The 19,769-nt window shown below is 69.5% G+C and carries 21 protein-coding genes; 7 read left to right on the top strand and 14 right to left on the bottom strand.

Annotation, left to right across the window (positions count from 1 at the left end; all coding sequences use genetic code 11):
• Positions 1–10: 10 nt before the first annotated feature.
• Positions 11–244: a glucose PTS transporter subunit EIIB gene (locus tag ACGFNN_RS00590; RefSeq protein ID WP_014156020.1), complete on the bottom strand. Its 234-nt coding sequence runs from the start codon at positions 242–244 to the stop codon at positions 11–13.
• 223 nt (positions 245–467) lie between these two features.
• Between ACGFNN_RS00590 and ACGFNN_RS00585 the strand changes: the two genes are divergently transcribed.
• Positions 468–1,724: a PTS transporter subunit EIIC gene (locus ACGFNN_RS00585; RefSeq protein WP_362546665.1), complete on the top strand. Its 1,257-nt coding sequence runs from the start codon at positions 468–470 to the stop codon at positions 1,722–1,724.
• Between the two features lie 257 nt (positions 1,725–1,981).
• Positions 1,982–3,247, top strand: coding sequence for a PTS transporter subunit EIIC (locus tag ACGFNN_RS00580; RefSeq protein WP_393551532.1), 1,266 nt, complete (start codon positions 1,982–1,984; stop codon positions 3,245–3,247).
• An 83-nt stretch (positions 3,248–3,330) separates the two neighbouring features.
• On the opposite strand, the gene ACGFNN_RS00575 is transcribed toward ACGFNN_RS00580, so the two are convergent.
• Complete coding sequence (locus ACGFNN_RS00575; RefSeq protein WP_393551530.1) at positions 3,331–4,083, bottom strand: MBL fold metallo-hydrolase; 753 nt, start codon at positions 4,081–4,083, stop codon at positions 3,331–3,333.
• 173 nt (positions 4,084–4,256) lie between these two features.
• Between ACGFNN_RS00575 and ACGFNN_RS00570 the strand changes: the two genes are divergently transcribed.
• A complete protein-coding gene (locus tag ACGFNN_RS00570; RefSeq protein ID WP_393551528.1) occupies positions 4,257–4,727 on the top strand; it encodes a type II toxin-antitoxin system PemK/MazF family toxin in 471 nt (156 codons plus the stop codon).
• Between the two features lie 64 nt (positions 4,728–4,791).
• Here ACGFNN_RS00570 and ACGFNN_RS00565 read toward each other — a convergent pair whose 3' ends face one another.
• The 7 genes from ACGFNN_RS00565 to clpS form a co-directional block, all read right to left on the bottom strand.
• On the bottom strand, positions 4,792–5,742 hold the full coding sequence (locus ACGFNN_RS00565) for a PLP-dependent cysteine synthase family protein (protein WP_393551526.1): 951 nt from the start codon (positions 5,740–5,742) through the stop codon (positions 4,792–4,794).
• On the bottom strand, positions 5,742–6,020 hold the full coding sequence (locus ACGFNN_RS00560; RefSeq protein WP_385028228.1) for a MoaD/ThiS family protein: 279 nt from the start codon (positions 6,018–6,020) through the stop codon (positions 5,742–5,744). Before ACGFNN_RS00560 ends, ACGFNN_RS00565 begins: the two co-directional genes overlap by 1 nt.
• Positions 6,021–6,130: 110 nt before the next feature.
• Positions 6,131–6,244 carry a putative leader peptide gene (locus tag ACGFNN_RS00555; RefSeq protein ID WP_015577357.1) on the bottom strand — a complete coding sequence of 38 codons (114 nt, stop codon included), beginning with the start codon at positions 6,242–6,244 and terminating at the stop codon, positions 6,131–6,133.
• Between the two features lie 119 nt (positions 6,245–6,363).
• Complete coding sequence (locus ACGFNN_RS00550) at positions 6,364–6,798, bottom strand: M67 family metallopeptidase (RefSeq protein ID WP_362546683.1); 435 nt, start codon at positions 6,796–6,798, stop codon at positions 6,364–6,366.
• Between the two features lie 112 nt (positions 6,799–6,910).
• Entirely contained in the window at positions 6,911–8,341 is a 1,431-nt protein-coding gene (locus ACGFNN_RS00545; protein WP_393551523.1) for an amino acid permease, read from the bottom strand.
• Positions 8,342–8,643: 302 nt separating this feature from the next.
• Positions 8,644–9,231: a DUF2017 domain-containing protein gene (locus ACGFNN_RS00540; RefSeq protein WP_393551521.1), complete on the bottom strand. Its 588-nt coding sequence runs from the start codon at positions 9,229–9,231 to the stop codon at positions 8,644–8,646.
• Positions 9,232–9,274: 43 nt separating this feature from the next.
• Positions 9,275–9,583 carry an ATP-dependent Clp protease adapter ClpS gene (clpS, locus tag ACGFNN_RS00535; protein ID WP_031100168.1) on the bottom strand — a complete coding sequence of 103 codons (309 nt, stop codon included), beginning with the start codon at positions 9,581–9,583 and terminating at the stop codon, positions 9,275–9,277.
• Positions 9,584–9,671: 88 nt separating this feature from the next.
• Between clpS and ACGFNN_RS00530 the strand changes: the two genes are divergently transcribed.
• A complete protein-coding gene (locus ACGFNN_RS00530; RefSeq protein ID WP_393551519.1) occupies positions 9,672–11,000 on the top strand; it encodes a nicotinate phosphoribosyltransferase in 1,329 nt (442 codons plus the stop codon).
• Positions 11,001–11,133: 133 nt separating this feature from the next.
• Positions 11,134–11,718 carry an isochorismatase family protein gene (locus ACGFNN_RS00525; protein WP_362546696.1) on the top strand — a complete coding sequence of 195 codons (585 nt, stop codon included), beginning with the start codon at positions 11,134–11,136 and terminating at the stop codon, positions 11,716–11,718.
• Positions 11,719–11,808: 90 nt separating this feature from the next.
• Here the strand turns inward: ACGFNN_RS00525 and ACGFNN_RS00520 are convergent, their stop codons facing one another.
• Both ACGFNN_RS00520 and ACGFNN_RS00515 read right to left on the bottom strand, forming a co-directional pair.
• Entirely contained in the window at positions 11,809–12,156 is a 348-nt protein-coding gene (locus ACGFNN_RS00520) for a hypothetical protein (protein WP_393551517.1), read from the bottom strand.
• 122 nt (positions 12,157–12,278) lie between these two features.
• Positions 12,279–14,678 carry an immune inhibitor A domain-containing protein gene (locus ACGFNN_RS00515; RefSeq protein WP_393551515.1) on the bottom strand — a complete coding sequence of 800 codons (2,400 nt, stop codon included), beginning with the start codon at positions 14,676–14,678 and terminating at the stop codon, positions 12,279–12,281.
• A 382-nt stretch (positions 14,679–15,060) separates the two neighbouring features.
• On the opposite strand from ACGFNN_RS00515, the gene ACGFNN_RS00510 reads away from it, so the two are divergent.
• Positions 15,061–15,348, top strand: coding sequence for a hypothetical protein (locus ACGFNN_RS00510; protein ID WP_393551513.1), 288 nt, complete (start codon positions 15,061–15,063; stop codon positions 15,346–15,348).
• Here the strand turns inward: ACGFNN_RS00510 and ACGFNN_RS00505 are convergent.
• Together ACGFNN_RS00505 and ACGFNN_RS00500 are read right to left on the bottom strand one after the other, a co-directional pair.
• The gene (locus ACGFNN_RS00505; protein ID WP_393551511.1) at positions 15,330–15,986 is read right to left on the bottom strand and encodes an RDD family protein; all 657 of its coding nucleotides are present in this window, start codon (positions 15,984–15,986) and stop codon (positions 15,330–15,332) included. The two genes, ACGFNN_RS00510 and ACGFNN_RS00505, sit on opposite strands and share 19 nt — an antisense overlap.
• A 113-nt stretch (positions 15,987–16,099) precedes the next feature.
• Positions 16,100–17,608, bottom strand: a complete 1,509-nt coding sequence (locus tag ACGFNN_RS00500; protein WP_393551509.1) for an RDD family protein — start codon at positions 17,606–17,608, stop codon at positions 16,100–16,102.
• Between the two features lie 232 nt (positions 17,609–17,840).
• Between ACGFNN_RS00500 and ACGFNN_RS00495 the strand changes: the two genes are divergently transcribed.
• A complete protein-coding gene (locus ACGFNN_RS00495; protein ID WP_362546713.1) occupies positions 17,841–18,317 on the top strand; it encodes an SsgA family sporulation/cell division regulator in 477 nt (158 codons plus the stop codon).
• Between the two features lie 17 nt (positions 18,318–18,334).
• Here the strand turns inward: ACGFNN_RS00495 and ACGFNN_RS00490 are convergent, their stop codons facing one another.
• Entirely contained in the window at positions 18,335–19,702 is a 1,368-nt protein-coding gene (locus tag ACGFNN_RS00490; protein WP_393551507.1) for an FAD-binding oxidoreductase, read from the bottom strand.
• Positions 19,703–19,769 lie beyond the last annotated feature (67 nt).

Below are 19,769 nucleotides of genomic sequence, written 5' to 3'. Positions count from 1 at the left end.
GGTCAGCCGGTCACATCATGTCTTCGATGTCGGCGGCGATGGGGTCGGCGTCGGTGCCGATGACGACCTGGATCGCGGTGCCCATCTTGACGACGCCGTGGGCTCCGGCGGCCTTGAGCGCGGCTTCGTCGACCTTGCTGGGGTCGTGGACCTCGGTGCGGAGGCGGGTGATGCAGCCTTCGATCTCGTCGATGTTCTCGATACCGCCGAGGCCGGCGACGATCTTCTCTGCCTTGCTGGCCATGTCCTTCTCCCTGGTCTGTGCGTGTGCGGGGCGGCCCGCCATGGGTCCCGTTTCGTCACGGTAACGCACGGTTGGCCCAACTTCACGGGCGGGTGAACGTGCGGTCCCCAATGATGACGATCACCGGCGCTCTGTCATGTGGGCAGTGCTCCGAACCGTATCGCGACTGGTCTACACCAGTTTCGGACGACCGCCAAACCCTACGTGTTCCGGGAGGATGCCGATGAGCTCCGACGCGGCGGCTGCACCGCAGCGCAAGTGGTGGAACGGGCCGGTCCAGGGCTTGCAGAAGGTGGGGCGCAGCCTGCAGTTGCCGGTGGCGGTGCTGCCCGCGGCGGGGCTGCTCGTCAGTCTCGGCAATCTCATCGACTCGGTACTGGACGGTGCCTTCTGGGACAAGGTCTCGAAGGTGCTGCTCAACGGTGGTGGGGCGATCCTCGATGGTGAGCTGGGGTTGCCGCTGCTGTTCTGCATCGGTGTGGCGATCGGGTTCGCGAAGAAGGCGGACGGTTCGACGGCGCTGGCGGCGGTGGCGGGTTTCCTGGTCTACCGGGGTGTGCTGACGGCGTTCCCGGTGGACGGGACGGTGACAGAGGCGTTGCCGGACGGGGAGCCGCAGAATCCGGGGGTGCTGGGCGGGATCATCATCGGTCTGCTGACGGCTGTGGTGTGGCAGCGGTTCCACCGTACGAAGTTGGTGGACTGGCTGGGCTTCTTCAACGGCCGTCGGCTGGTGCCGATCCTGATGGCGTTCATCTGCGTGATCCTGGGGACGCTCTTCGGGTTGTTGTGGCAGCCGGTGGGTGACGCGCTGACATGGTTCGCGAAGCAGTTGATCGATCTGGGTGCGTGGGGTGCGGCGATCTTCGGTTTCGCGAACCGGTTGCTGATCCCGATCGGGATGCACCAGTTCCTGAACACGTTCTTCTGGTTCCAGGCGGGCGAGTACACGGGTGACGGCGGCACGGTGCAGGGTGACATCTCCCGGTTCTTCGCCGGGGACCCCTCTGCCGGGCAGTTCACTTCGGGCTTCTTCCCGATCATGATGTTCGGCCTTCCGGCGGCGGCTCTGGCGATCGCGCACACCGCGCGTCCGGAGCGGCGTAAGGAGGTGTCGGGGCTGATGCTGTCGGTGGCTCTGACGTCGTTCGTGACGGGTGTGACGGAGCCGTTGGAGTTCTCGTTCCTGTTCGTGGCGCCGGTGCTGTACGGGGTGCACGCGATCCTGACGGGTGTGTCGATGGGGGTCACGTGGGCGTTCGGGGTGCACGCGGGGTTCGCCTTCTCGGCGGGGTTGATCGACTACGTCGTCAACTGGCATCTGGATACGAAGCCGTGGCTGATCATCCCGATCGGGCTGTGTTTCGCGGTGATCTACTATGTGATCTTCCGGTTCGCGATCACGAAGTTCAATCTCCAGACCCCGGGGCGTGAGCCCGTGGAGGAGGAGCAGAGGACGGAGGAGGACCTCACGAAGTAGAGGTCGTCCGCCCGCTCGGCAAGGCCCCCGGACCACTGGTCCGGGGGCTTTCGTGCGTCACCCAGGGTGGTGGTGGGACCACGGCGCAGAGTGTGAGGAATTGCAGGTTCCTTATCTAACCCTCACCGTGCTAAAACTGGTCTACACCACTGAGTGGTCCAGACCACGCGGCCGTCTCTGCCGCCGCGTTCCTCGAGTCGCCGCCCCCTTTCTTTACCCCTGTCCCCTGGCGGCGCCTTGCCTACTGGAGGAAGTTGATGAGTACGGACACCGCTCCGGCGGCTCCCGCGAAGAAGCGCGGCGCCGGCGTGATGGCTGTCATGCAGCGCATCGGCCGCAGCCTCATGCTGCCGGTCGCGGTCCTGCCCGCGGCGGCCCTGCTGGTCCGGCTCGGCAATGCCGACATGCTCGGCCGCGAGTCGTTCCCCACCGTGATCACGAAGCTGGCCGGTTACATGGCGGCCGGCGGTGGCGCCATCCTCGACAACATGGCGCTGCTGTTCGCCGTCGGCATCGCGATCGGCTTCGCCAAGAAGTCGGACGGTTCGACGGCGCTCGCTGCGGTCACCGGCTACCTGGTCTTCCAGAAGGTGCTCGCCACCTTCACCGACAGCAACCTGCCGCAGGTCGCGAGCGTCACCGACGGCAAGATCGTCATGAACGACGCCCCGGTCAACGCCGGTGTGCTCGGCGGTGTCGTGATGGGCATAGTCGTGGCCCTGATCTACCAGCGTTTCTACCGGACGAAGCTGCCCGACTGGGCGGGCTTCTTCAGCGGCCGCCGTCTGGTCCCGATCCTCTCCGCCTTCGCGGGTCTGGTCATCGGCATCATCTTCGGTCTCATCTGGCCGGTCCTCGGCACGGGTCTGCACAACTTCGGTGAGTGGCTGGTCGGTTCCGGCGCTGTCGGCGCGGGCATCTTCGGTGTCGCCAACCGTGCGCTGATCCCCGTAGGCATGCACCACCTGCTGAACTCCTTCCCGTGGTTCCAGGCCGGCGAGTACAACGGCGCCCACGGCGACATCGCCCGCTTCCTCGCGGGTGACCCGAACGCCGGGCAGTTCATGACCGGCTTCTTCCCGATCATGATGTTCGCCCTTCCGGCGGCCTGCCTCGCGATCGTGCACTGCGCACGCCCGGAGCGCCGCAAGGTCGTCGGCGGCATGATGTTCTCGCTCGCGCTGACCTCCTTCGTCACCGGCGTGACCGAGCCCATCGAGTTCACCTTCATGTTCATCGCCCCGGTGCTGTACGCGATCCACGCGGTGCTCACCGGTGTCTCGATGGCTCTGACCTGGGCGCTCGGTATGAAGGACGGCTTCGGCTTCTCGGCCGGCCTCGTCGACTTCGGCCTCAACCTCGGCATCGCGTCGAAGCCCTGGCTGCTGGTCCTGGTCGGCCTCTGCTTCGCGGTGGTCTACTACGTGGTCTTCCGCTTCGCGATCACGAAGTTCAACCTTCCGACGCCGGGCCGTGAGTCCGACGAGGAGCTCGCCGAGCTCCAGAAGGCCGAGGCGAAGTAACACTTCCCCGCCGCAACGACGAAGCCTCCTCCTCCCGCCGTGCGGGAGGAGGAGGCTTCGTCGTACCTGGAGGCAGTCGGAGCTCAGACCTCGTACACCGCGCCCGGCACCGCCAGCTCGACCGGGCCGTCGTAGACCTCGCGGGCGTCGGAGAGGTTGCGTTCGGCGTCGGTCCACGGCGGGATGTGGGTGAGGATGAGGCGTCCGGCCCCGGCGCGCGCGGCGTACTCGCCTGCTTCGCGGCCGTTGAGGTGGAGGTCCGGGATGTCCTCCTTGCCGTGGACGAAGGACGCCTCGCAGAGGAACAGGTCGCTGCCTTCGGCGAGTTCGGCGAGGGCGTCGCAGGTGCCGGTGTCGCCGGAGTAGGCGAGGGTGCGGCCGCCGTGCTCGATCCTGATGCCGAAGGTGTCGACGGGGTGGCAGAGTTTCTCCGTGCGGACCGAGAAGGGGCCGATGTCGAAGGACCCGGACTTCAGGGTGTGGAAGTCGAAGACCTCACCCATCGCGTGGTCGGAGGGGGTGTCGGCGTGGGCGGTGGTCAGCCGCTGCTCGGTTCCCTCGGGGCCGTACACGGGGATGGCCTGGGGCCGTCCGCCGTCGAAGCGGTAGTAGCGGACGACGAAGTACGCGCACATGTCGATGCAGTGATCGGCGTGGAGGTGGCTGAGGAAGATGGCGTCGAGGTCGTAGAGACCTACGTGGCGCTGCAGCTCGCCGAGGGCGCCGTTGCCCATGTCGAGGAGCAGCCGGAAGCCGTCGGCCTCTACGAGGTAGCTCGAGCATGCCGAACCCGTGGAGGGGAACGAGCCGGAGCAGCCGACGACGGTGAGCTTCATGGAGCGTGAACCTCCGTGGCAGCGGGACGGGGAGGGTTCGTGCGGTCCGTCGAGCGTAAGGCGCGAAACCGGTGGTCGCTCCTCCGTGGCCTGCCGTTGTGGGGGAACTCACCTGTGGTGTCACCGGTTCGATGGAAGGCGGGGTGGTGGCGGGGTGCGGGTACGGTCGGGTGATGAACACGTGGTGGTGGGTTGCCCTGGTCGTTGTGGTCCTGCTCGCCGTGGTCGCTGCGGTGTCCGACGGGCGGGGTCGTGGTGGGCGTGGGCCGAGGCGTCCTGGGGGCCGGACGCGTCCGCCGGGGCGGGCTCCGGAGCGGAAGAAGGGCGGGCCGCACGGGGTTCCTCGGCCTGGGGAGATCTGGTGGGCGGATGTGCCGTTCGAGGACGGGCCTGGTTCGAAGGACCGGCCGTGTCTGGTGCTGTCGGTGCGGGGTGGCACGGCGGTCGTCGCCAAGATCACCAGCAAGCATCACGCGGAGCGGCCGGGGGTGATCGCGTTGCCGCCGGGTGCGGTGGGTGATGCCCGGGGGCGGATGAGCTTCCTGGAGACGGATGAGCTCCGGGACGTCGCGGTGTCGGGTTTCCGGCGGAAGGCGGGGGATCTGGATCCGTCGGTGTGGGGCCGGGTGCGGGGGCTGGGCTGAGCGTGCGGGAGGCGCGGGGCGGGATGGTCGTCCCACCCCGCGCCTCCCCGGGCTTCGAAAGTCCCTACGCCCAGAGCTGGCCGTGCAGGGTCTCGATGGCGGCTTCGGTGGTGGGTGCGGTGTAGACGCCGGTGGAGAGGTACTTCCAGCCTCCGTCGGCGACGACGAAGACGATGTCCGCGGTTTCTCCGGCCTTGACGGCCTTCTTGCCGACGCCTATGGCGGCGTGGAGTGCGGCTCCGGTGGAGACGCCGGCGAAGATGCCCTCCTGCTGGAGGAGCTCGCGGGTGCGGGTGACGGCGTCGGCGGAGCCGACGGAGAAGCGGGTGGTGAGTACGGAGGCGTCGTAGAGCTCGGGGACGAAGCCCTCGTCGAGGTTGCGGAGGCCGTAGACGAGGTCGTCGTAGCGGGGTTCGGCGGCGACGACGGCGACGTCGGGCTTGTTCTCGCGGAGGTAGCGGCCGACGCCCATGAGGGTGCCGGTGGTGCCGAGTCCGGCGACGAAGTGGGTGACGGACGGGAGGTCGGCGAGGATCTCGGGGCCGGTGGTGGCGTAGTGGGCGCCGGCGTTGTCGGGGTTTCCGTACTGGTAGAGCATGACCCAGTCGGGGTGTTCGGCCGAGAGTTCCTTGGCGACGCGTACGGCGGTGTTGGAGCCGCCGGCTGCGGGTGAGGAGATGATCTCGGCGCCCCACATGGTGAGCAGGTCGCGCCGTTCCTGCGAGGTGTTCTCCGGCATGACGCAGACGATGCGGTAGCCCTTGAGCCTGGCCGCCATGGCGAGTGAGATGCCGGTGTTGCCGCTGGTGGGTTCGAGGATGGTGCAGCCCGGGGTCAGGCGGCCGTCCTTCTCCGCCTGTTCGACCATGTGGAGCGCGGGGCGGTCCTTGATCGAGCCGGTGGGGTTGCGGTCCTCCAGCTTGGCCCAGATCCGGACGTCCTCGGACGGGGACAGGCGTGGGAGGCGGACCAGCGGCGTGTTGCCGACGACCGCGAGCGGGGAGTCGTACCGCATCAGCGCATTCCGCCGGCGACGGCCGGGAGGATGGTGACGTTGTCGCCGTCGGCGAGCTTGGTGGAGATGCCGTCGAGGAAGCGGACGTCCTCGTCGTTGAGGTAGACGTTCACGAAGCGGCGGAGCTGGTCGCCGTCGACGATGCGCTCACGGATGCCGTTGTGGCGGGTCTCCAGGTCGGCGAGGAGGTCGGCGAGGGTGTCCCCGGTGCCTTCGACGGCCTTGGCGCCGTCGGTGTAGGTGCGGAGGATGGTCGGGATGCGGACCTCGATGGCCATGGCGTGGGCTCCTGTCGAAAGCGGGGAGGGCGTGGGGCGCGCGTCTGCTTGCCCCCGCGCGGGGTGGTGCGTACGTGGTGGCGCTCGGACCGCGGCTCAGGCCGTGCGGTTCACGGGCAGGCGGCAGCGGGACACATCGCGCTGGAGAGCCTGCACAGGTCGACGTGCAGCCGCGCGACGAGCAGCATGCCCGGCGTCTTGTCGCTCACGTCATGGGGAACCATGCGCTCATCGTATCGATTCCCCACCCCGGATTCGGAGTGTGATCCCACATGGTGGATGGTGAGCGTTCGCCATTCGGGCATGTGTCGCTTGTGGACGGTCCCGGAGCCGCCCGCGGGCCTCAGACGGTGGTCGGGTAGGCGTCGACGACCTCGACCTCTTCCTCGGTGATCTCTCCGTCCGCGATGCGGTACGAGCGGAACTGGAAGGGGCCGGCGTCGTCGGTGTCCGCGGTGGAGACCAGGACGTAGTGTGCGCCGGGCTCGTTGGCGTAGGTGAGGTCGGTGCGGGAGGGGTAGGCCTCGGTCGCGGTGTGGGAGTGGTAGATGATCACCGGCTCCTCGTCGCGGTCGTCCATCTCTCGGTAGAGCTTCAGCAGGTCCGAGGAGTCGAACTCGTAGAAGGTGGGCGAGCGCGCGGCGTTCAGCATGGGGACGAAGCGTTCAGGGCGGCCGGTGCCGGCGGGTCCGGCGACGACACCGCACGCCTCGTCGGGGTGGTCGGCGCGGGCGTGCGCGACGATCTGGTCGTAGAGGGCCTGGGTAAGGGTCAGCATGGCGCCAGGATAAGCAGACGGGCCCCCGCGTACCGAGGAGTGGTACGTGGGGGCCCGTATGCCGGACAGGGCCGTTGGGGCGGCCGGTGTCCCGCGGGCGCCGTGGCGCGGGTCAGCGCTTGCTGAAGGCGGCGTTGTCGGGGTTGCGGGCCCGGAGCACCAGGTAGGAGACGCCGAGCAGGAGCGCCCACACGGGGGCGCAGTAGAGGGAGATCCTGGCGTCCTTGTCGACGGCCATCATGACGATGACGAGGCCGATGAAGGCGAGGGCGAACCAGCTGGTGAAGGGTGCTCCGGGGGCCTTGAAGGAGGACTGGGGCAGTTCTCCGCGGTCGGCCTTGGCGCGGTAGCGGATCTGGCAGACGAGGATCATGATCCAGGCCCACATGCCGGAGATGGTCGCGAAGGAGACGACGTAGTTGAACGCGTCGCCGGGCCACTGGTAGTTGATCCAGACGCCGACGAGCATCAGGGCGGCGGAGAAGGTGGTTCCGGTGAACGGCAGGCCGGTCTTGGTGAGCTTGGTGAAGACCTTGGGGCCCTGTCCGTTGAGCGCGAGGTCGCGCAGCATGCGTCCGGTGGAGTACATGCCGGAGTTGCAGGAGGAGAGCGCGGCGGTCAGTACGACGAAGTTGACGATCGCGGCGCCGATGCCGAGGCCCATCTCCTGGAAGGCGGCGACGAACGGGGAGACGCCGGGCTTGAAGGTGCTCCAGGGGACCACGGAGAGGATCATGATGAGCGCGCCGACGTAGAAGACGGCGATGCGCCAGGGCACGGTGTTGATGGCCTTGGGCAGGACGGTCTTGGGGTCCTTGGACTCGCCGGCGGTGACGCCGACGAGTTCGACGGCGAGGAAGGCGAACATCACGATCTGGAGGGTCATCAGCGTGCCGCCGATGCCTTCGGGGAAGAAGCCGCCGTCGTTCCACAGGTTGGAGACGGTCGCGGTGTCACCGGCGTCGGAGAAGCCGATGGTGAGTACGCCGGCGCAGATGAGGATCATGCCGAGGATGGCGGTGACCTTGACCATCGAGAACCAGAACTCGAGCTCGCCGAAGAGTTTCACCGAGATCAGGTTGGCGCCGTACAGGATGAAGGTGAACACCAGCGCGGACAGCCATTGCGGAATGTCCCACCAATACGTCATGTAGGTGGCGGCGGCGGTCACTTCGGTGATTCCGGTGACGACCCAGAAGAGCCAGTAGGTCCAGCCGGTGACGAATCCGAAGAAGGGGCCGAGGAATTCGCGCGCGTACTCCGAGAACGATCCCGACACCGGTCGGTACATGAGGAGTTCGCCGAGGGCGCGCATGATGAAGAAGATGACCAGGCCGGCGATGGCGTAGGCCAGGATGAGGCTCGGTCCGGCCCTGTCGATGGCCTTGCCGGCGCCGAGGAAGAGCCCTGTTCCGATGGCTCCGCCGATGGCGATCATCTGGATCTGGCGGGCTCCGAGGCCACGCTGGTAGCCCTCGCCCGCCGGGGCGTCGACGGCGTCCCGGCCGCCTTGCTGCCCCTTGTCGACCTTCGCCGATGTCATGGTGGTGCGCCTTTCTCCACGCCGATCCGCGCCGCCTTCGGCAGCGGATCAGGTCCTGATCCCCCCGGATATGGATGGAGTGCCTCCGGCGTTCGGCCGGTCTGTGGCGCCCCCGGGGACAGGGGTGGCGTCCCCGGGCGGTCGTGAAGATTTATCACGGGGGCCGGGCGACGCCACCGGACTTCCTGTGGCGCACGCCACAGGAAAAAGCGGACAAGTGTTTCCAGGTGCAGCAAAGAAGACGATCCCCATGACGGGATCGTTATTCGGATTTGAGGATCCGTTGAGCGAACGCTTCGGGCTCAGTCGGGCATCAGCGTTTCGACGAGTGTTTCCTGGAGTGCGCCGAGCCAGAGGTAGGCCATGACCATCGGCTTGCGCGGGTCGCTGTCGGGGAGGCGGTAGAGCGCGCCGTCCTGCCCTTCGTCCTCGTCGGACACCTCCAGGCGGGTCCCGATGGTGAGCCTGAGGTCGTTGAGGGAGCCCAGCCAGTGGTGGCATTCGCCGGGGGTGAGGGCGAGGACCGCGCCGCCGTCCGTCACCGGCTGGAGGGCGTCGAGCGTGCGTACGACGGCGAGGGCGTCGTCGCGCTTGCGGCTGCGCAGGTCGTTCTCGGTGAAGCGGCGGAACTCTGCGGACGCCTCGCGCGTCTCCTTGTCCTCGTCGCCGTAGGCCTCGGGGAAGAGCCGGGCGAGGGCGGGGTCGGAGGGCGGCTCGCTGGGTCCTTCGGCGAAGAGCGCCGCGAGGGGGTCCTCGCCTTCGGCGGGCTGGTCGCCGGGGCCGATCAGTTCGAGCAGCTGGACGGTGAGGGAACGCAGGATGGCGATCTCGACCTCGTCGAGGGCGACGGACGCGCCGCCGCCTGGGGTGGCCTCGAAGTGGCCGGCCATGGATTCTCCGATGGGTGGGTCGGACGGAGGAGCAGCGGTCGGGTCAGTTGCGGTCCTGGGTCAGCGTGGCCCAGAGCCCGTAGCCGTGCATGGCCTGGACGTCGCGCTCCATCTCCTCGCGGCTGCCGCTGGACACGACCGCGCGGCCCTTCTGGTGGACGTCGAGCATGAGCTTGTGCGCCTTGTCCTTGGAGTAGCCGAAGTAGGCCTGGAAGACGTACGTCACGTAGCTCATGAGATTGACCGGATCGTTGTGCACCAGCGTCACCCAGGGGACGTCGGGCTCGGGGACGGCGAAGGTCTCCTCGGCCGATTCGGGACGTTCGATCTCTACGGGGGCAGCAACGCTCACCTACCCCATGCTGCCACCAGTGCGGGGCCCGCGCACAAACGGCGCCCCCATCTCGTCACTTTGACGAATAGGGAGTAGCATCCCCGGCATGAACTCAGCGGACCTTGGGCGACGGGTCGGTGTGCCGTCGACCGCGCTCTTCACCGACCAGTACGAGCTCACGATGGTGCAGGCGGCCCTGAAGGCCGGCACCGCGGACCGGCGCTCCGTCTTCGAGGCGTTCACCCGGCGGCTGCCCGAGGGGCGGCGCTACGGCGTCGTCGCGGGTACCGGTCGGGTGCTGGACGCGGTGGAGAACTTCCACTTCGACGACGAGATGCTCGGCTTCCTGCGTGACCAGCGGATCGTCGACGCGGCGACCGTGGACTGGCTGGCCGACTACCGCTTCGGCGGCGACATCTGGGGCTACCCGGAGGGCGAGGTGTACTTCCCCGGCTCGCCGCTGCTGCGGGTGGAGGGCTCGTTCGCCGAGTGCGTGCTGCTGGAGACCGTGATCCTCTCGATCCTCAACCACGACTCCGCGATCGCCGCGGCCGCGTCCCGGATGTCGGCGGCCGCGGGGGGCCGCCGGCTGATCGAGATGGGCGCCCGGCGGACCCACGAGCTGTCGGCGGTGGCGTCGGCGCGTGCCGCCTACATCGGCGGCTTCCACACCACCTCGGACCTGGCGGCGGGCTTCCGCTACAACATCCCCACAGTGGGTACGAGCGCGCACGCCTTCACCCTGCTGCACGACAGCGAGCGGGACGCCTTCCGGGCCCAGGTGGACTCGCTGGGCCGCGGGACCTCTCTCCTGGTCGACACCTACGACGTGGCCGAGGCGGTGCGCACGGCGGTGGAGATCGCGGGGCCCGAACTCGGCGCCGTACGCATCGACTCGGGCGACCTGCTGCTCGTCGCGCACCGGGTGCGCCAGCAGCTGGACGAGCTGGGCGCCACGGAGACGAAGATTGTGGTGACGTCGGACCTGGACGAGTACGCGATCGCCTCGCTGGCCGCGGCGCCCGTGGACTCCTACGGGGTCGGCACCCAGCTGGTCACCGGGAGCGGGCACCCGACGTGCTCGATGGTCTACAAGCTGGTGGCGCGTGCCCGGTCCGCCGATCCGGCCGATCCGCTGCTCCCGGTGGTGAAGAAGTCGCTGGGCGCGAAGTCGTCCCGTGGCGGCCGCAAGTGGGCGGCCCGCCGGCTGGACGCGGCGGGGGTCGCCGAGGCCGAGGTGATCGGCAGCGGGGAGGTCCCGACGGAGCTGGAGGGCCGACAGCTGCAGGTGGAGCTGGTCAGGGGCGGCGAGGTGGTCGGCCGGGAGCCGCTGGAGGCGGCCAGGGACCGGCACGTCGCGGCGCGGGCGGGGCTGCCGATGTCGGCGATGCAGCTGTCCCGCGGCGAACCGGTGCTGCCCACCGAGTACCTGTGAGAGGGCCGCGCCGCGCCCGGCGCGAGAGCCGGCCCGCATGCCCCCTCCCGCAGGGTGCGCCGAGTCTCTAGGCTCGGTGGCGTCCCCGCCCGTCCCTCCTCGTACACACGGCCCCCATCGAAGGACACCCGTCATGCATCGCGCCTTGATCGTCGTCGACGTTCAGAACGACTTCTGCGAGGGCGGCAGCCTCGCGGTGGCGGGCGGCGCCGATGTCGCCGCCGCCATCACCGACCTGATCGGTGCCGCCCAGCCGGGATACAGCCATGTGGTGGCCACCCGTGACCACCACATCGACCCGGGTGACCACTTCTCCCCCTCCCCCGACTTCGAGCACTCCTGGCCGCCGCACTGCGTGGCCGGCACGGAGGGGGTGGGCTTCCACCCGAACTTCGCTCCCGCGGTGGCCTCGGGCGCGATCGACACCGTCTTCGACAAGGGCGCCTACGCGGCTGCCTACAGCGGCTTCGAGGGCGTCGACGAGAACGGTGTCGGCCTCGCGCAGTGGCTGCGGGACCGCTCCGTGACCGCCGTCGACGTGGTGGGCATCGCCACGGACCACTGCGTGCGGGCCACGGCCCTGGACGCGGCCCGGGAGGGCTTCGCCACGCAGGTGCTCCTGGACCTGACGGCCGGGGTCGCCGAGGGGACCACGGAACGGGCCCTGGAGGAGCTGCGGACCGCCGGCGTGGAGCTGACGGGCAAGCCGGTCGTCTGAGACTCCCCTGCGGCCCTCACGGCCTAGGTGTATTGACCCGAAGCGTTGTTGACGCGGCTGATGGGCGGGAGTCCGCCGAGTGCGGTGCACCTAGGCCGCCGGCCGGGCGGGGCCCGCGTATCCGGCGGTCCCCAGCAGGGCCCGTATCGGGTGCCAGAGCTCCTGGCCGGCCGGGGAGGCCGTGCGGCGCCACAGCAGCCCGTCCGGGTGGTGCAGGACGGCCGTTATCTCGTCCGGGGTGGGCGGCTGGGCGTTGCCCCGCAGGTAGACCGCCCGCAGCCCCAGGTTGCGCAGCCTGGTCAGGGCGCGCGCCCGGTTCGCCGCGTGTACGAGCACCCGTACGGGCGCCCCGGGACCGGCATCGTCCGCCGGACCGTGCAGAGCCAGCGCCACGACCACGGTGCCGCCCGGCAACCTGCAGAAACCTCCGCCTGCCATGCTTCGCGCTCCCCCGTAAGACTTCGTGTCAATAAGGATCGGTAGGACGCACCTAAACACGACCGGCCGCCACCCCGCTAGAGGGCGACGGCCGATCATGGTTTGACCAGGCGTTTTTCGGACTACTTGCCCGAGGGGCCGACCTTCACGGTCATCGTCGAGCCGCTGAGCGGCTCGTTGACGATGGTGATCCGGGTGTTGGTGTCAGCAACCTTGACGCTTCCGGTCGGGTTCTCCTCGTACCAGTAGGTTCCCTTGCGGTCGTCGAAGACCGGGACTCCCAGCGAGGGCTTGATCTTCAGCGCCACGTCCGCGTTGTGCAGCGTGAATCCCTTGTTCGGGTACCAGCTGAACGGCGCGTCGAACGGCTGGATCTTGTTGCGCAGGAGCGAGCCGTTCGTCCACTTCAGCGGCTTGGCGTGCGAGTCCACCGGAAGGATCAGACCCTGGCCCGGGTGGACCGAGGTGTTGTTGTCCTTCTGGGAGGTGTCCCAGAGCCACACCATCAGACCGTTCTGGTACGAGTAGTGCTCGACCCAGTCGGGGCGGGTGGTGGTGAAGCCGAAGTTGTACGGGCCGACCTCGAGGGTCTTGTCGTACGAGACGTACTGGCGGTTCTCGGCGATGTAGTACTGCGGGTAGTCGTTGGTGAACGACTCCGCGATGCGCGAGAAGCCCTTGCTGGTCCAGCCGTTGTCGTCACCCTCGGCGTCGTCCGAGAAGAGGACCGCGCCGTCGGCGGTGACGGTGATGGCGTCGGCGGTGAAGCCCTTGCCGCCCGCGCCGCCGTCCGTCTGGTAGCGGAAGCGGAGGTCGATCTTCTGGCCGGCGTAGGCGTCCAGCGGGTACGAGAGCTTCTTGTACGCGCCGGAGACGTCGGTCAGGGCCGGCTTGTCGCTGGCGTCGCGCGGGATGGCCTTGCCGTCGGCGGTGCCGTCGAGCGCGGTCCAGCTGGTGCCGCCGTTGGTGGACACCTCGGTGTAGAGGTAGTCGTAGTCGGCCTCGATGTCGTACCAGCCGGACAGGTCCAGCGAGGCAGACGTCTTGCCGGTCAGGTCGACCGAGCGGGTCAGGGTGTTCGACAGGTCGTCACCCATGTCGCTCCACCACTGCTTCGAGCCCTGAGCGGGCTTCGTCACCGTGGTGGTGACTTCCTTGTCGGGAAGCTCGACGACCAGCGCCTGCTTGTCCTTGGTGTTGTACTCCGAGACACCCAGCTTGTGGACCGAGTTCGTCGCGGCCTTGGCCGTGGCGTAGTCGAGCCAGCCCAGCTGGAGCTTGTCCCAGGCGGTCATGTCGCCCGGGAGGTTGCCTATCTGGCCGTCGCCGGTGCCGAGCCAGGAACCGGCCGACATCAGGGACCAGAAGCCTACGGAGTTCTCGCCGCCACCGGAGGTGTCGTAGAGGTCCGGGAGGCCGAGGTCGTGGGCGTACTCGTGGGCGAAGACGCCCAGGCCGCCGTTCTCGGGCTGCGCGGTGTAGTCACCCACCCACATGCCGGTGTCGCCGATCTCGGCGCCGCCCGCCTTGTTGCCCTCGGGGCCCGTCGCTCCGGCGTTGGTGCCGTAGGCGTACCAGCGGTGTGCCCAGATGGCGTTGGTGCCCTCGACGCCGCCGCCCGCGGACTCGTCCTCGCCGGCGTGGACCAGCTGGAAGTGGTCGATGTAGCCGTCGGGCTCGTTGAAGTTGCCGTCACCGTCGTAGTCGTAACGGTCCCACTGGTCGTACTGGGCGAGGTCGGCCTTGATCTGGTCCAGGGTGCGGCCCTTGGCCTTCTGGTCGGCGACCCAGGCGTTGACGCCGTCGCGGACGGTGTCCCAGACGTTGGCGCAGTTGGTGGAGCCGCAGTAGTTGGAGCCGTAACGCGCCTCGTTGTAGGGGACCTTGACCCAGTCCGAGACCTCGCCGTCGACCGAGTAGCGCCCGGAGGACGTCTTCTCGTAGTAGGTCTTGAGCGATTCCTTGCCCTTGCCCTCACCGAAGTAGAGGTCCTGGAAGTGCGCCTGGTTGTAGTCGGCCTGCCAGGCGGTGCTGTTGTCCTTCGCCGGGTCGGGCTCGGCTATCTGGTTGTGCAGCGGGCCGGGCGTCCCGCCGTACTTCTTGACGGGCGGCTTCGGGCCGTCTCCGTCGGGGTCGAACATCGTGGTGTCGTCGACCTTGTCGCCGAACTCCACGAGGATGGTGAAGATCTTGTCGGTCTTCTCGCGGCCGAGCTCGACGTACTTGCTCCTGCCGAGCTGTACGACCTTGGAGCCGCCGCGGGTGGTCACCTTCTTGTCCCCGGACAGGACCTGCTCCAGGGCGGCCTGCCGCTGGGCGTCCTGCTCCTTGCTGAAGGGGCCTTCCAGGTCGTGCTCCTGCGCCTTGACCGGCGCGGGGTCGCGCCGGTCGACGACGGAGGCCCCGGATCCCGGTGCCTTGTCATCCGCCTGGGCCGTGGCGAAGGTGGACGCCGTCGCGGCGGTGGCGGCCAGCGCCACGGCTACCGCGGTGGCGCGTAGCGCCCGTCTCTGAGTGGTCACTTGATGCAGTCCTCCCCGGCGTTCGCGTCCGCGGCCGGGTGGTGGGTATGGGGCCGCGCGCGATTGAACGCGTCACAAGTGACGACATTCGATCGGAGTTGTGAGAGAAAAGACAGACCTTGACTTGCACAGGCCAAGTGCACTATGCGGGAGCCGAATTCCGATATCCGGACACCTTGTCGGCGGAACTGCGGCCTCCGACCGGCGCGCCGAAGACCCCGCCGGGCATCCGCGTGACTCCGTGCGCCCCCCGTGCACCGGTACCGTGGGTTAGGTCACGCTTACTAATCGTTCCTCCCGGGCATCCACCGTCGTAGAGTCGACCGACAGTGCGAACGTGTCGAGAGACTCCCCAACTGACGCCCCGAGGACGGAAATCGCCATGCCGCGTCCGACTGCCGCACAGTACTTCTCCGGTTCGGCCACCGTCGTCGTCTCCGCTCTGGTCCTGCTGCTGCTCCTCGGCGTGGAATCGGGCCCAGGCGTCGTGGTCGTCTGCGCCGTCTCGATGGTCCTGGGACTGCTGGTGGCACTGGCCCTGCCGGGCCGGGCGGCCGCCGCCCCGACGACGGCGGCACCCACGATCGCGGTCCGGGCGCACCGCACGGCCGAGGACATGGAGCGCGCCGCCCGCCGGGAGCGCGTCGGCGGTCAGACCTCGCGTCGCTGAACGTCCGGGACGGAGACGACCACCGTCTTGCCCGCCTTGTCCTGCAGCCCCTGCCGGTAGGGCTTGTCCGTGAACATCAGCACGATGTTGATGAGCCACCACAGACAGGGGCAGCAGAGCAGCGCCGGGACCCAGAGCACGACGGCGCGCATCAGCGACGAGCTGGTGTCGGGGACCGACCCGTCGTTGAGCATCGCGACGCGCATCTTCAGCAGTCGCTTGCCGGGCGTCCGGCCGTCCTTGTGGGTGAAGTAGGTGTCGTAGGCGACGTAGACGACCAGCCCGATGAGCGACCAGACCAGCTGGTGCCCGCTGTAGGCGTCGCCGACGGCGTTGCCGAAGTCCTCCCCGTCCTCCGCGGTGACGTCGACCGCCCCGCCGAAGGGCAGCGAGATCAGGTACAGCGGGATCGAGATGATGAGGAAGTCGATCAGCCGCGCCAGGATCCGCTTGCCGGGTTCGGCCAGCGGCGGCATGCCCGCCAGAGGATCCGCACCGCCGTAGGGGCCCCCGCCGCCGTACGGGTCGCCCGGCGGCGGCGGAGGCGGCGGTCCGCTGTCGTGAGGGGAACCGCCCTGGGGCGGCCGCTTCGAGAAGGGGTCGTCGTCGGGCGGCGGGGGCGGCGGCACGTTGCTCATGGGGGCAGTGCACCCCGGCCCGCCGGGGCCCGCAACGGCTGAGGTCCCTTCGGGGGACGGGGCGTCAGCACACGGGCGTACGGGGCGTCAGCACGCCTGCCGGCAGACCGGTCTCACCCTGCGACGAAGGTGCGCGCGGCCTTGTCGTGCCAGCACTGACGCCACGGACGGTCGATCAGGCACCAGAGCACGCCGACGACTCCGACGAGCAGCAGGCCGAGCACCCCGTAGACCAGCCAGCGGCGCAGCGCGGCGCCCATGCCGGGTGAGTCGTGGGACTCGATGTCCCGGACCTCGATGCCGAGGAGCTTCTTCCCCAGTGTGCGGCCCCACTTGGCGGTGGGCAGCGCCTCCAGGAGGAGGCCGAGGACCAGGAAGGCGGCGAGGACACCGCCGAGGAGGGAGGCCGTGGTGGAGTCCAGGAGCCAGACCGTGACGGTCTCCCCCGACAGCTTCGCGGCGTCGATCTTCCGGTCGATGTGTTCCGTCGCCCGGGTGACCAGGGGCACGGCGACCGCGCCGACGAGCGCCCCGAGGACGACGGTGTCCACCAGCCGGGCGGCGAACCGCTTGCCGAGCCCGGCGGGTCTGGCGGACGCCTGGGACCGGGCGAGCTGCTGGAAGGGATCGTCGACCGGCGGCTTCCAGGGCACCACGGGCTGCTGCTCGGGTCCCGCGCCCGGCTGCGGGGGCCGTGCCTGCGCGGGACCGGTACGCGGCGCGGGGGCGGGCAGTTGGTGGGCCTGCTGCGGCCAGGAGGCGGATCCTCCGCCCGGACCGGGCGTCAGAGGTGTGTGCGGCGCGGGGGCCTGGGACCGCGGCGGGACGGGTGCGGGCGCCTGGGGCTGGGGGGCGGGTGCGGTGCGTGCGGGCGGCTGTGCGGTGGAGCCGGGCTGTACGGCGCGGATCGCCATGGTGCCTTCGCCGAGTGCGGAGGCCTCGTCGCGCGGCTTCGGGGTCCGCGCCTCACCGCCGGGGCCGACCGCCCGGATCGTGACGGTGCCTTCGGACGGGGGGCGGCCGGTGGAGCCGTCCCCGGTACGGGCGGAGGCCGTGCCGCCGGGAACCTCGTCGCCGCCGCGCATGCCGGGCAGTGCGCCGCGCGCGGGGTCATGGGCGGCGGGGCGTCCGGCGTCCGCCGGGGAGCCGTCGGGCCGGCCGGCAACGGCGGGGGCCTGTCCGCGGGGCTCGGGCGTACGGGGGTCAGGGCCGCCGCCCCACGAGACCCGGTTGTCGCGTTCGCCGCCGAAGCCGGTCTGCCGGGAGGTGTCCGCCTGCCAGGCGGAGGCGGGCAGGGAGCGGCCGGGGGCCATGTGGTCCTCGTCGCCGCGACCCGTCTCGTCGACCTCGTCGAGGTACATCGGCCCGGTCTCGTCCACCGGAGCGGTGCGGGACACCGCGGCCGGGGCGGAGGAGGGGGCGGCGCCGGACGACGGTGCCTGTCCCTGGGCGGTACCGGACACCGGAGCGGGGGTCGTCCCCTCCTGCTGGGGCGCGGGCCGGCTCGTGCCGGGGACCCACGAGGCGCCGTTCCAGTACCGGACGTATCCGGGGATGGACGGGTCGGGGTAGTAACCCTCGCGGGGGCTTTCGTCACCGGGTGCCGGGGTTGGGGCGCTCATCACCGTGGTCCCGTATCTCTTCGTGGCCTCAGGCCGGCGGGCCTCAATACAAGGGTCCACATCTATCAGACCTCCGAGCGCCCCCGGGCCTGTCCTGACGTTTGGACCACTTTCAGGGTCCGGAGAAGATTTTCTGGGAAGTCGCGTCATAGACGTCGGGGAGGGCGCTCTCTCCTTGTGCGGACCGGTCGAGGGACCGGCCCCTACGAGTATCGGAAGGTCGTGCACCCGCATGCAGAACGCCGTGGAACGCGAGCTGGAAGTCAAGCTGGTCCTGTCGCCCGAGCGGTCCGTCCCGGTGCCCGCCCGGCTGTCGTACTTCACCGACGACCCGTACGCCGTGCACGTCACCTTCCACATCGGCTCGGAGACGCCCGTGCACTGGACGTTCGCCCGGGAGCTGCTGGTGGAAGGGGTGTTCAGGCCGTGCGGACACGGGGACGTGCGGATCTGGCCGGCCAAGGTCGACGACCGGGGCGTCATCTGTGTCGCCCTCACCTCACCGGACGGCAACGCGCTGCTGGAACTGCCGTCGGTCGCGGTGTCGGCGTGGACGGAGCGCACCCTGCGGATCGTCCCGCCGGGGACCGAGAGCACGCTGCTCGGGCTGGAGGACGCCCTCGCGCAACTGCTCACCCCTCTGCCGGCCGACGACCTGTGGCTGAGCGACCCCTGGTCGCAGGAGGAACAGCAGGACGGCGAGGGCTGAGCCGTTGCGTGCGGACGTCAGAAGAGCTTGCCGGGGTTGAGGAGTCCGAGGGGGTCGAAGGCGGCCTTGATGCCGCGCTGCACCTCGACGCCCACCTCGCCCAGTTCGCGGGAGAGCCATTCCTTCTTCAGGACACCGACCCCGTGTTCGCCGGTGATGGTGCCGCCCAGTTCGAGGCCGAGCGCCATGATCTCGTCGAAGGACTCGCGCGCCCTGCGGGACTCGTCGGCGTCGGTGTGGTCGAAGCAGACGACGGGGTGGGTGTTGCCGTCGCCCGCGTGGGCGCAGACACCGATGGTCAGCCCGAACTTCTCCGCGATGGCGGCGGTCCCCTCGATCATCGCGCCGAGCCGGGAGCGGGGCACGCACACGTCGTCGATCATCGTGGCGGACCGGACGGTCTCCAGTGCGGGGAGCGACAGCCGGCGCGCCTGCAGCAGGAGTTCGGACTCGGCGGCGTCCTCGGCGGGCACCACCTCGGTCGCCCCGGCCGCGGTGCAGAGCTCTCCGACCGCGGCGAGGTCGGCGGACGGATCGGGTGTGTCGAAGGCGCAGAGGAGCAGCGCCTCCGTGGACTCGGGGAGGCCCATGGACGCCATCGCGTTGACGGCACGGACGGTCGTACGGTCCATCAGTTCGAGGAGTGACGGGGTGTGCCCACGCTCCATGATCTTGCACACCGCGTCGCAGGCGGCGGCCGCGGAGGGGAACTCGGCGGCGAGCACGAGCTGCTGGGGCGGCTGCGGGCGCAGGGCGAGGACGGCTTTGACAACGATGCCGAGGCTGCCCTCGGAGCCGACGAAGAGACGGGTGAGGTCGTAGCCGGCGACGCCCTTCGCGGTGCGCCGTCCGGTGTTCAGCAGCCGCCCGTCGGCCAGGACGACCTCCAGGCCGAGGACGTACTCGGCGGTCACCCCGTACTTCACGCAGCACAGGCCGCCGGAGGCCGTGCCGATGTTGCCGCCGATCGTGCACATCTCCCAGCTCGACGGGTCGGGCGGGTAGTAGAGGCCATGCTCGTTCACCGCGCGCGAGAGCGTGGCGTTGACGACGCCCGGTTCGACGACCGCGATGCGGTCGACCGGGTTGATCTCCAGGATGCGGTCCATCTTCACCAGCGAGAGCACGATGCAGCCGTCGGAGGCGTTCGCGGCACCCGAGAGACCGGTCCGCGCGCCCTGGGGCACGACCGGGACCCGGAGGGCGGTGGCGGTCCGCATCACGTGCTGGACCTCTTCGACCGTGCGCGGGAGCACCACGACGGCGGGGGTGCCGGCCTCGCAGAAGCTCGCCATGTCGTGGGCGTACGAGGCGGTGACGTCGGGGTCCGTGATCAGCGCCTCGGCCGGGAGTCCGGCGCGCAGTCGTTCGAGAAGATCATCCATGATCCAAGCCTGTCACCCGGGGCCAATGGTGTGAACCCGTCTGCGTCACCCTTCCGGCACCACGATG

This window comes from Streptomyces sp. NPDC048590 (assembly GCF_043199535.1).
In the GTDB taxonomy this organism is placed as follows: domain Bacteria; phylum Actinomycetota; class Actinomycetes; order Streptomycetales; family Streptomycetaceae; genus Streptomyces.
Note: the sequence above shows the minus strand (reverse complement) of the source record. Positions and strands in the feature narration are given on the sequence as shown.

Bases quoted from the DNA above. Each gene is read 5' to 3' on its own strand.
- ACGFNN_RS00540 (WP_393551521.1), bottom strand. From the start codon at position 9,231: ATGGCCGGCCACTTCGAGGCCACCCCAGGCGGCGGCGCGTCCGTCGCC.
- ACGFNN_RS00505 (WP_393551511.1), bottom strand. From the start codon at position 15,986: ATGAGCAACGTGCCGCCGCCCCCGCCGCCCGACGACGACCCCTTCTCG.
- ACGFNN_RS00565 (WP_393551526.1), bottom strand. From the start codon at position 5,742: ATGCGGTACGACTCCCCGCTCGCGGTCGTCGGCAACACGCCGCTGGTC.
- ACGFNN_RS00500 (WP_393551509.1), bottom strand. From the start codon at position 17,608: ATGAGCGCCCCAACCCCGGCACCCGGTGACGAAAGCCCCCGCGAGGGT.
- ACGFNN_RS00585 (WP_362546665.1), top strand. From the start codon at position 468: ATGAGCTCCGACGCGGCGGCTGCACCGCAGCGCAAGTGGTGGAACGGG.
- ACGFNN_RS00490 (WP_393551507.1), bottom strand. From the start codon at position 19,702: ATGGATGATCTTCTCGAACGACTGCGCGCCGGACTCCCGGCCGAGGCG.
- ACGFNN_RS00495 (WP_362546713.1), top strand. From the start codon at position 17,841: ATGCAGAACGCCGTGGAACGCGAGCTGGAAGTCAAGCTGGTCCTGTCG.
- ACGFNN_RS00555 (WP_015577357.1), bottom strand. From the start codon at position 6,244: ATGGTTCCCCATGACGTGAGCGACAAGACGCCGGGCATGCTGCTCGTC.
- ACGFNN_RS00520 (WP_393551517.1), bottom strand. From the start codon at position 12,156: ATGGCAGGCGGAGGTTTCTGCAGGTTGCCGGGCGGCACCGTGGTCGTG.
- ACGFNN_RS00570 (WP_393551528.1), top strand. From the start codon at position 4,257: ATGAACACGTGGTGGTGGGTTGCCCTGGTCGTTGTGGTCCTGCTCGCC.
- ACGFNN_RS00510 (WP_393551513.1), top strand. From the start codon at position 15,061: ATGCCGCGTCCGACTGCCGCACAGTACTTCTCCGGTTCGGCCACCGTC.
- ACGFNN_RS00575 (WP_393551530.1), bottom strand. From the start codon at position 4,083: ATGAAGCTCACCGTCGTCGGCTGCTCCGGCTCGTTCCCCTCCACGGGT.
- ACGFNN_RS00525 (WP_362546696.1), top strand. From the start codon at position 11,134: ATGCATCGCGCCTTGATCGTCGTCGACGTTCAGAACGACTTCTGCGAG.
- ACGFNN_RS00560 (WP_385028228.1), bottom strand. From the start codon at position 6,020: ATGGCCATCGAGGTCCGCATCCCGACCATCCTCCGCACCTACACCGAC.
- ACGFNN_RS00590 (WP_014156020.1), bottom strand. From the start codon at position 244: ATGGCCAGCAAGGCAGAGAAGATCGTCGCCGGCCTCGGCGGTATCGAG.
- ACGFNN_RS00580 (WP_393551532.1), top strand. From the start codon at position 1,982: ATGAGTACGGACACCGCTCCGGCGGCTCCCGCGAAGAAGCGCGGCGCC.
- ACGFNN_RS00530 (WP_393551519.1), top strand. From the start codon at position 9,672: ATGAACTCAGCGGACCTTGGGCGACGGGTCGGTGTGCCGTCGACCGCG.
- ACGFNN_RS00550 (WP_362546683.1), bottom strand. From the start codon at position 6,798: ATGCTGACCCTTACCCAGGCCCTCTACGACCAGATCGTCGCGCACGCC.
- ACGFNN_RS00545 (WP_393551523.1), bottom strand. From the start codon at position 8,341: ATGACATCGGCGAAGGTCGACAAGGGGCAGCAAGGCGGCCGGGACGCC.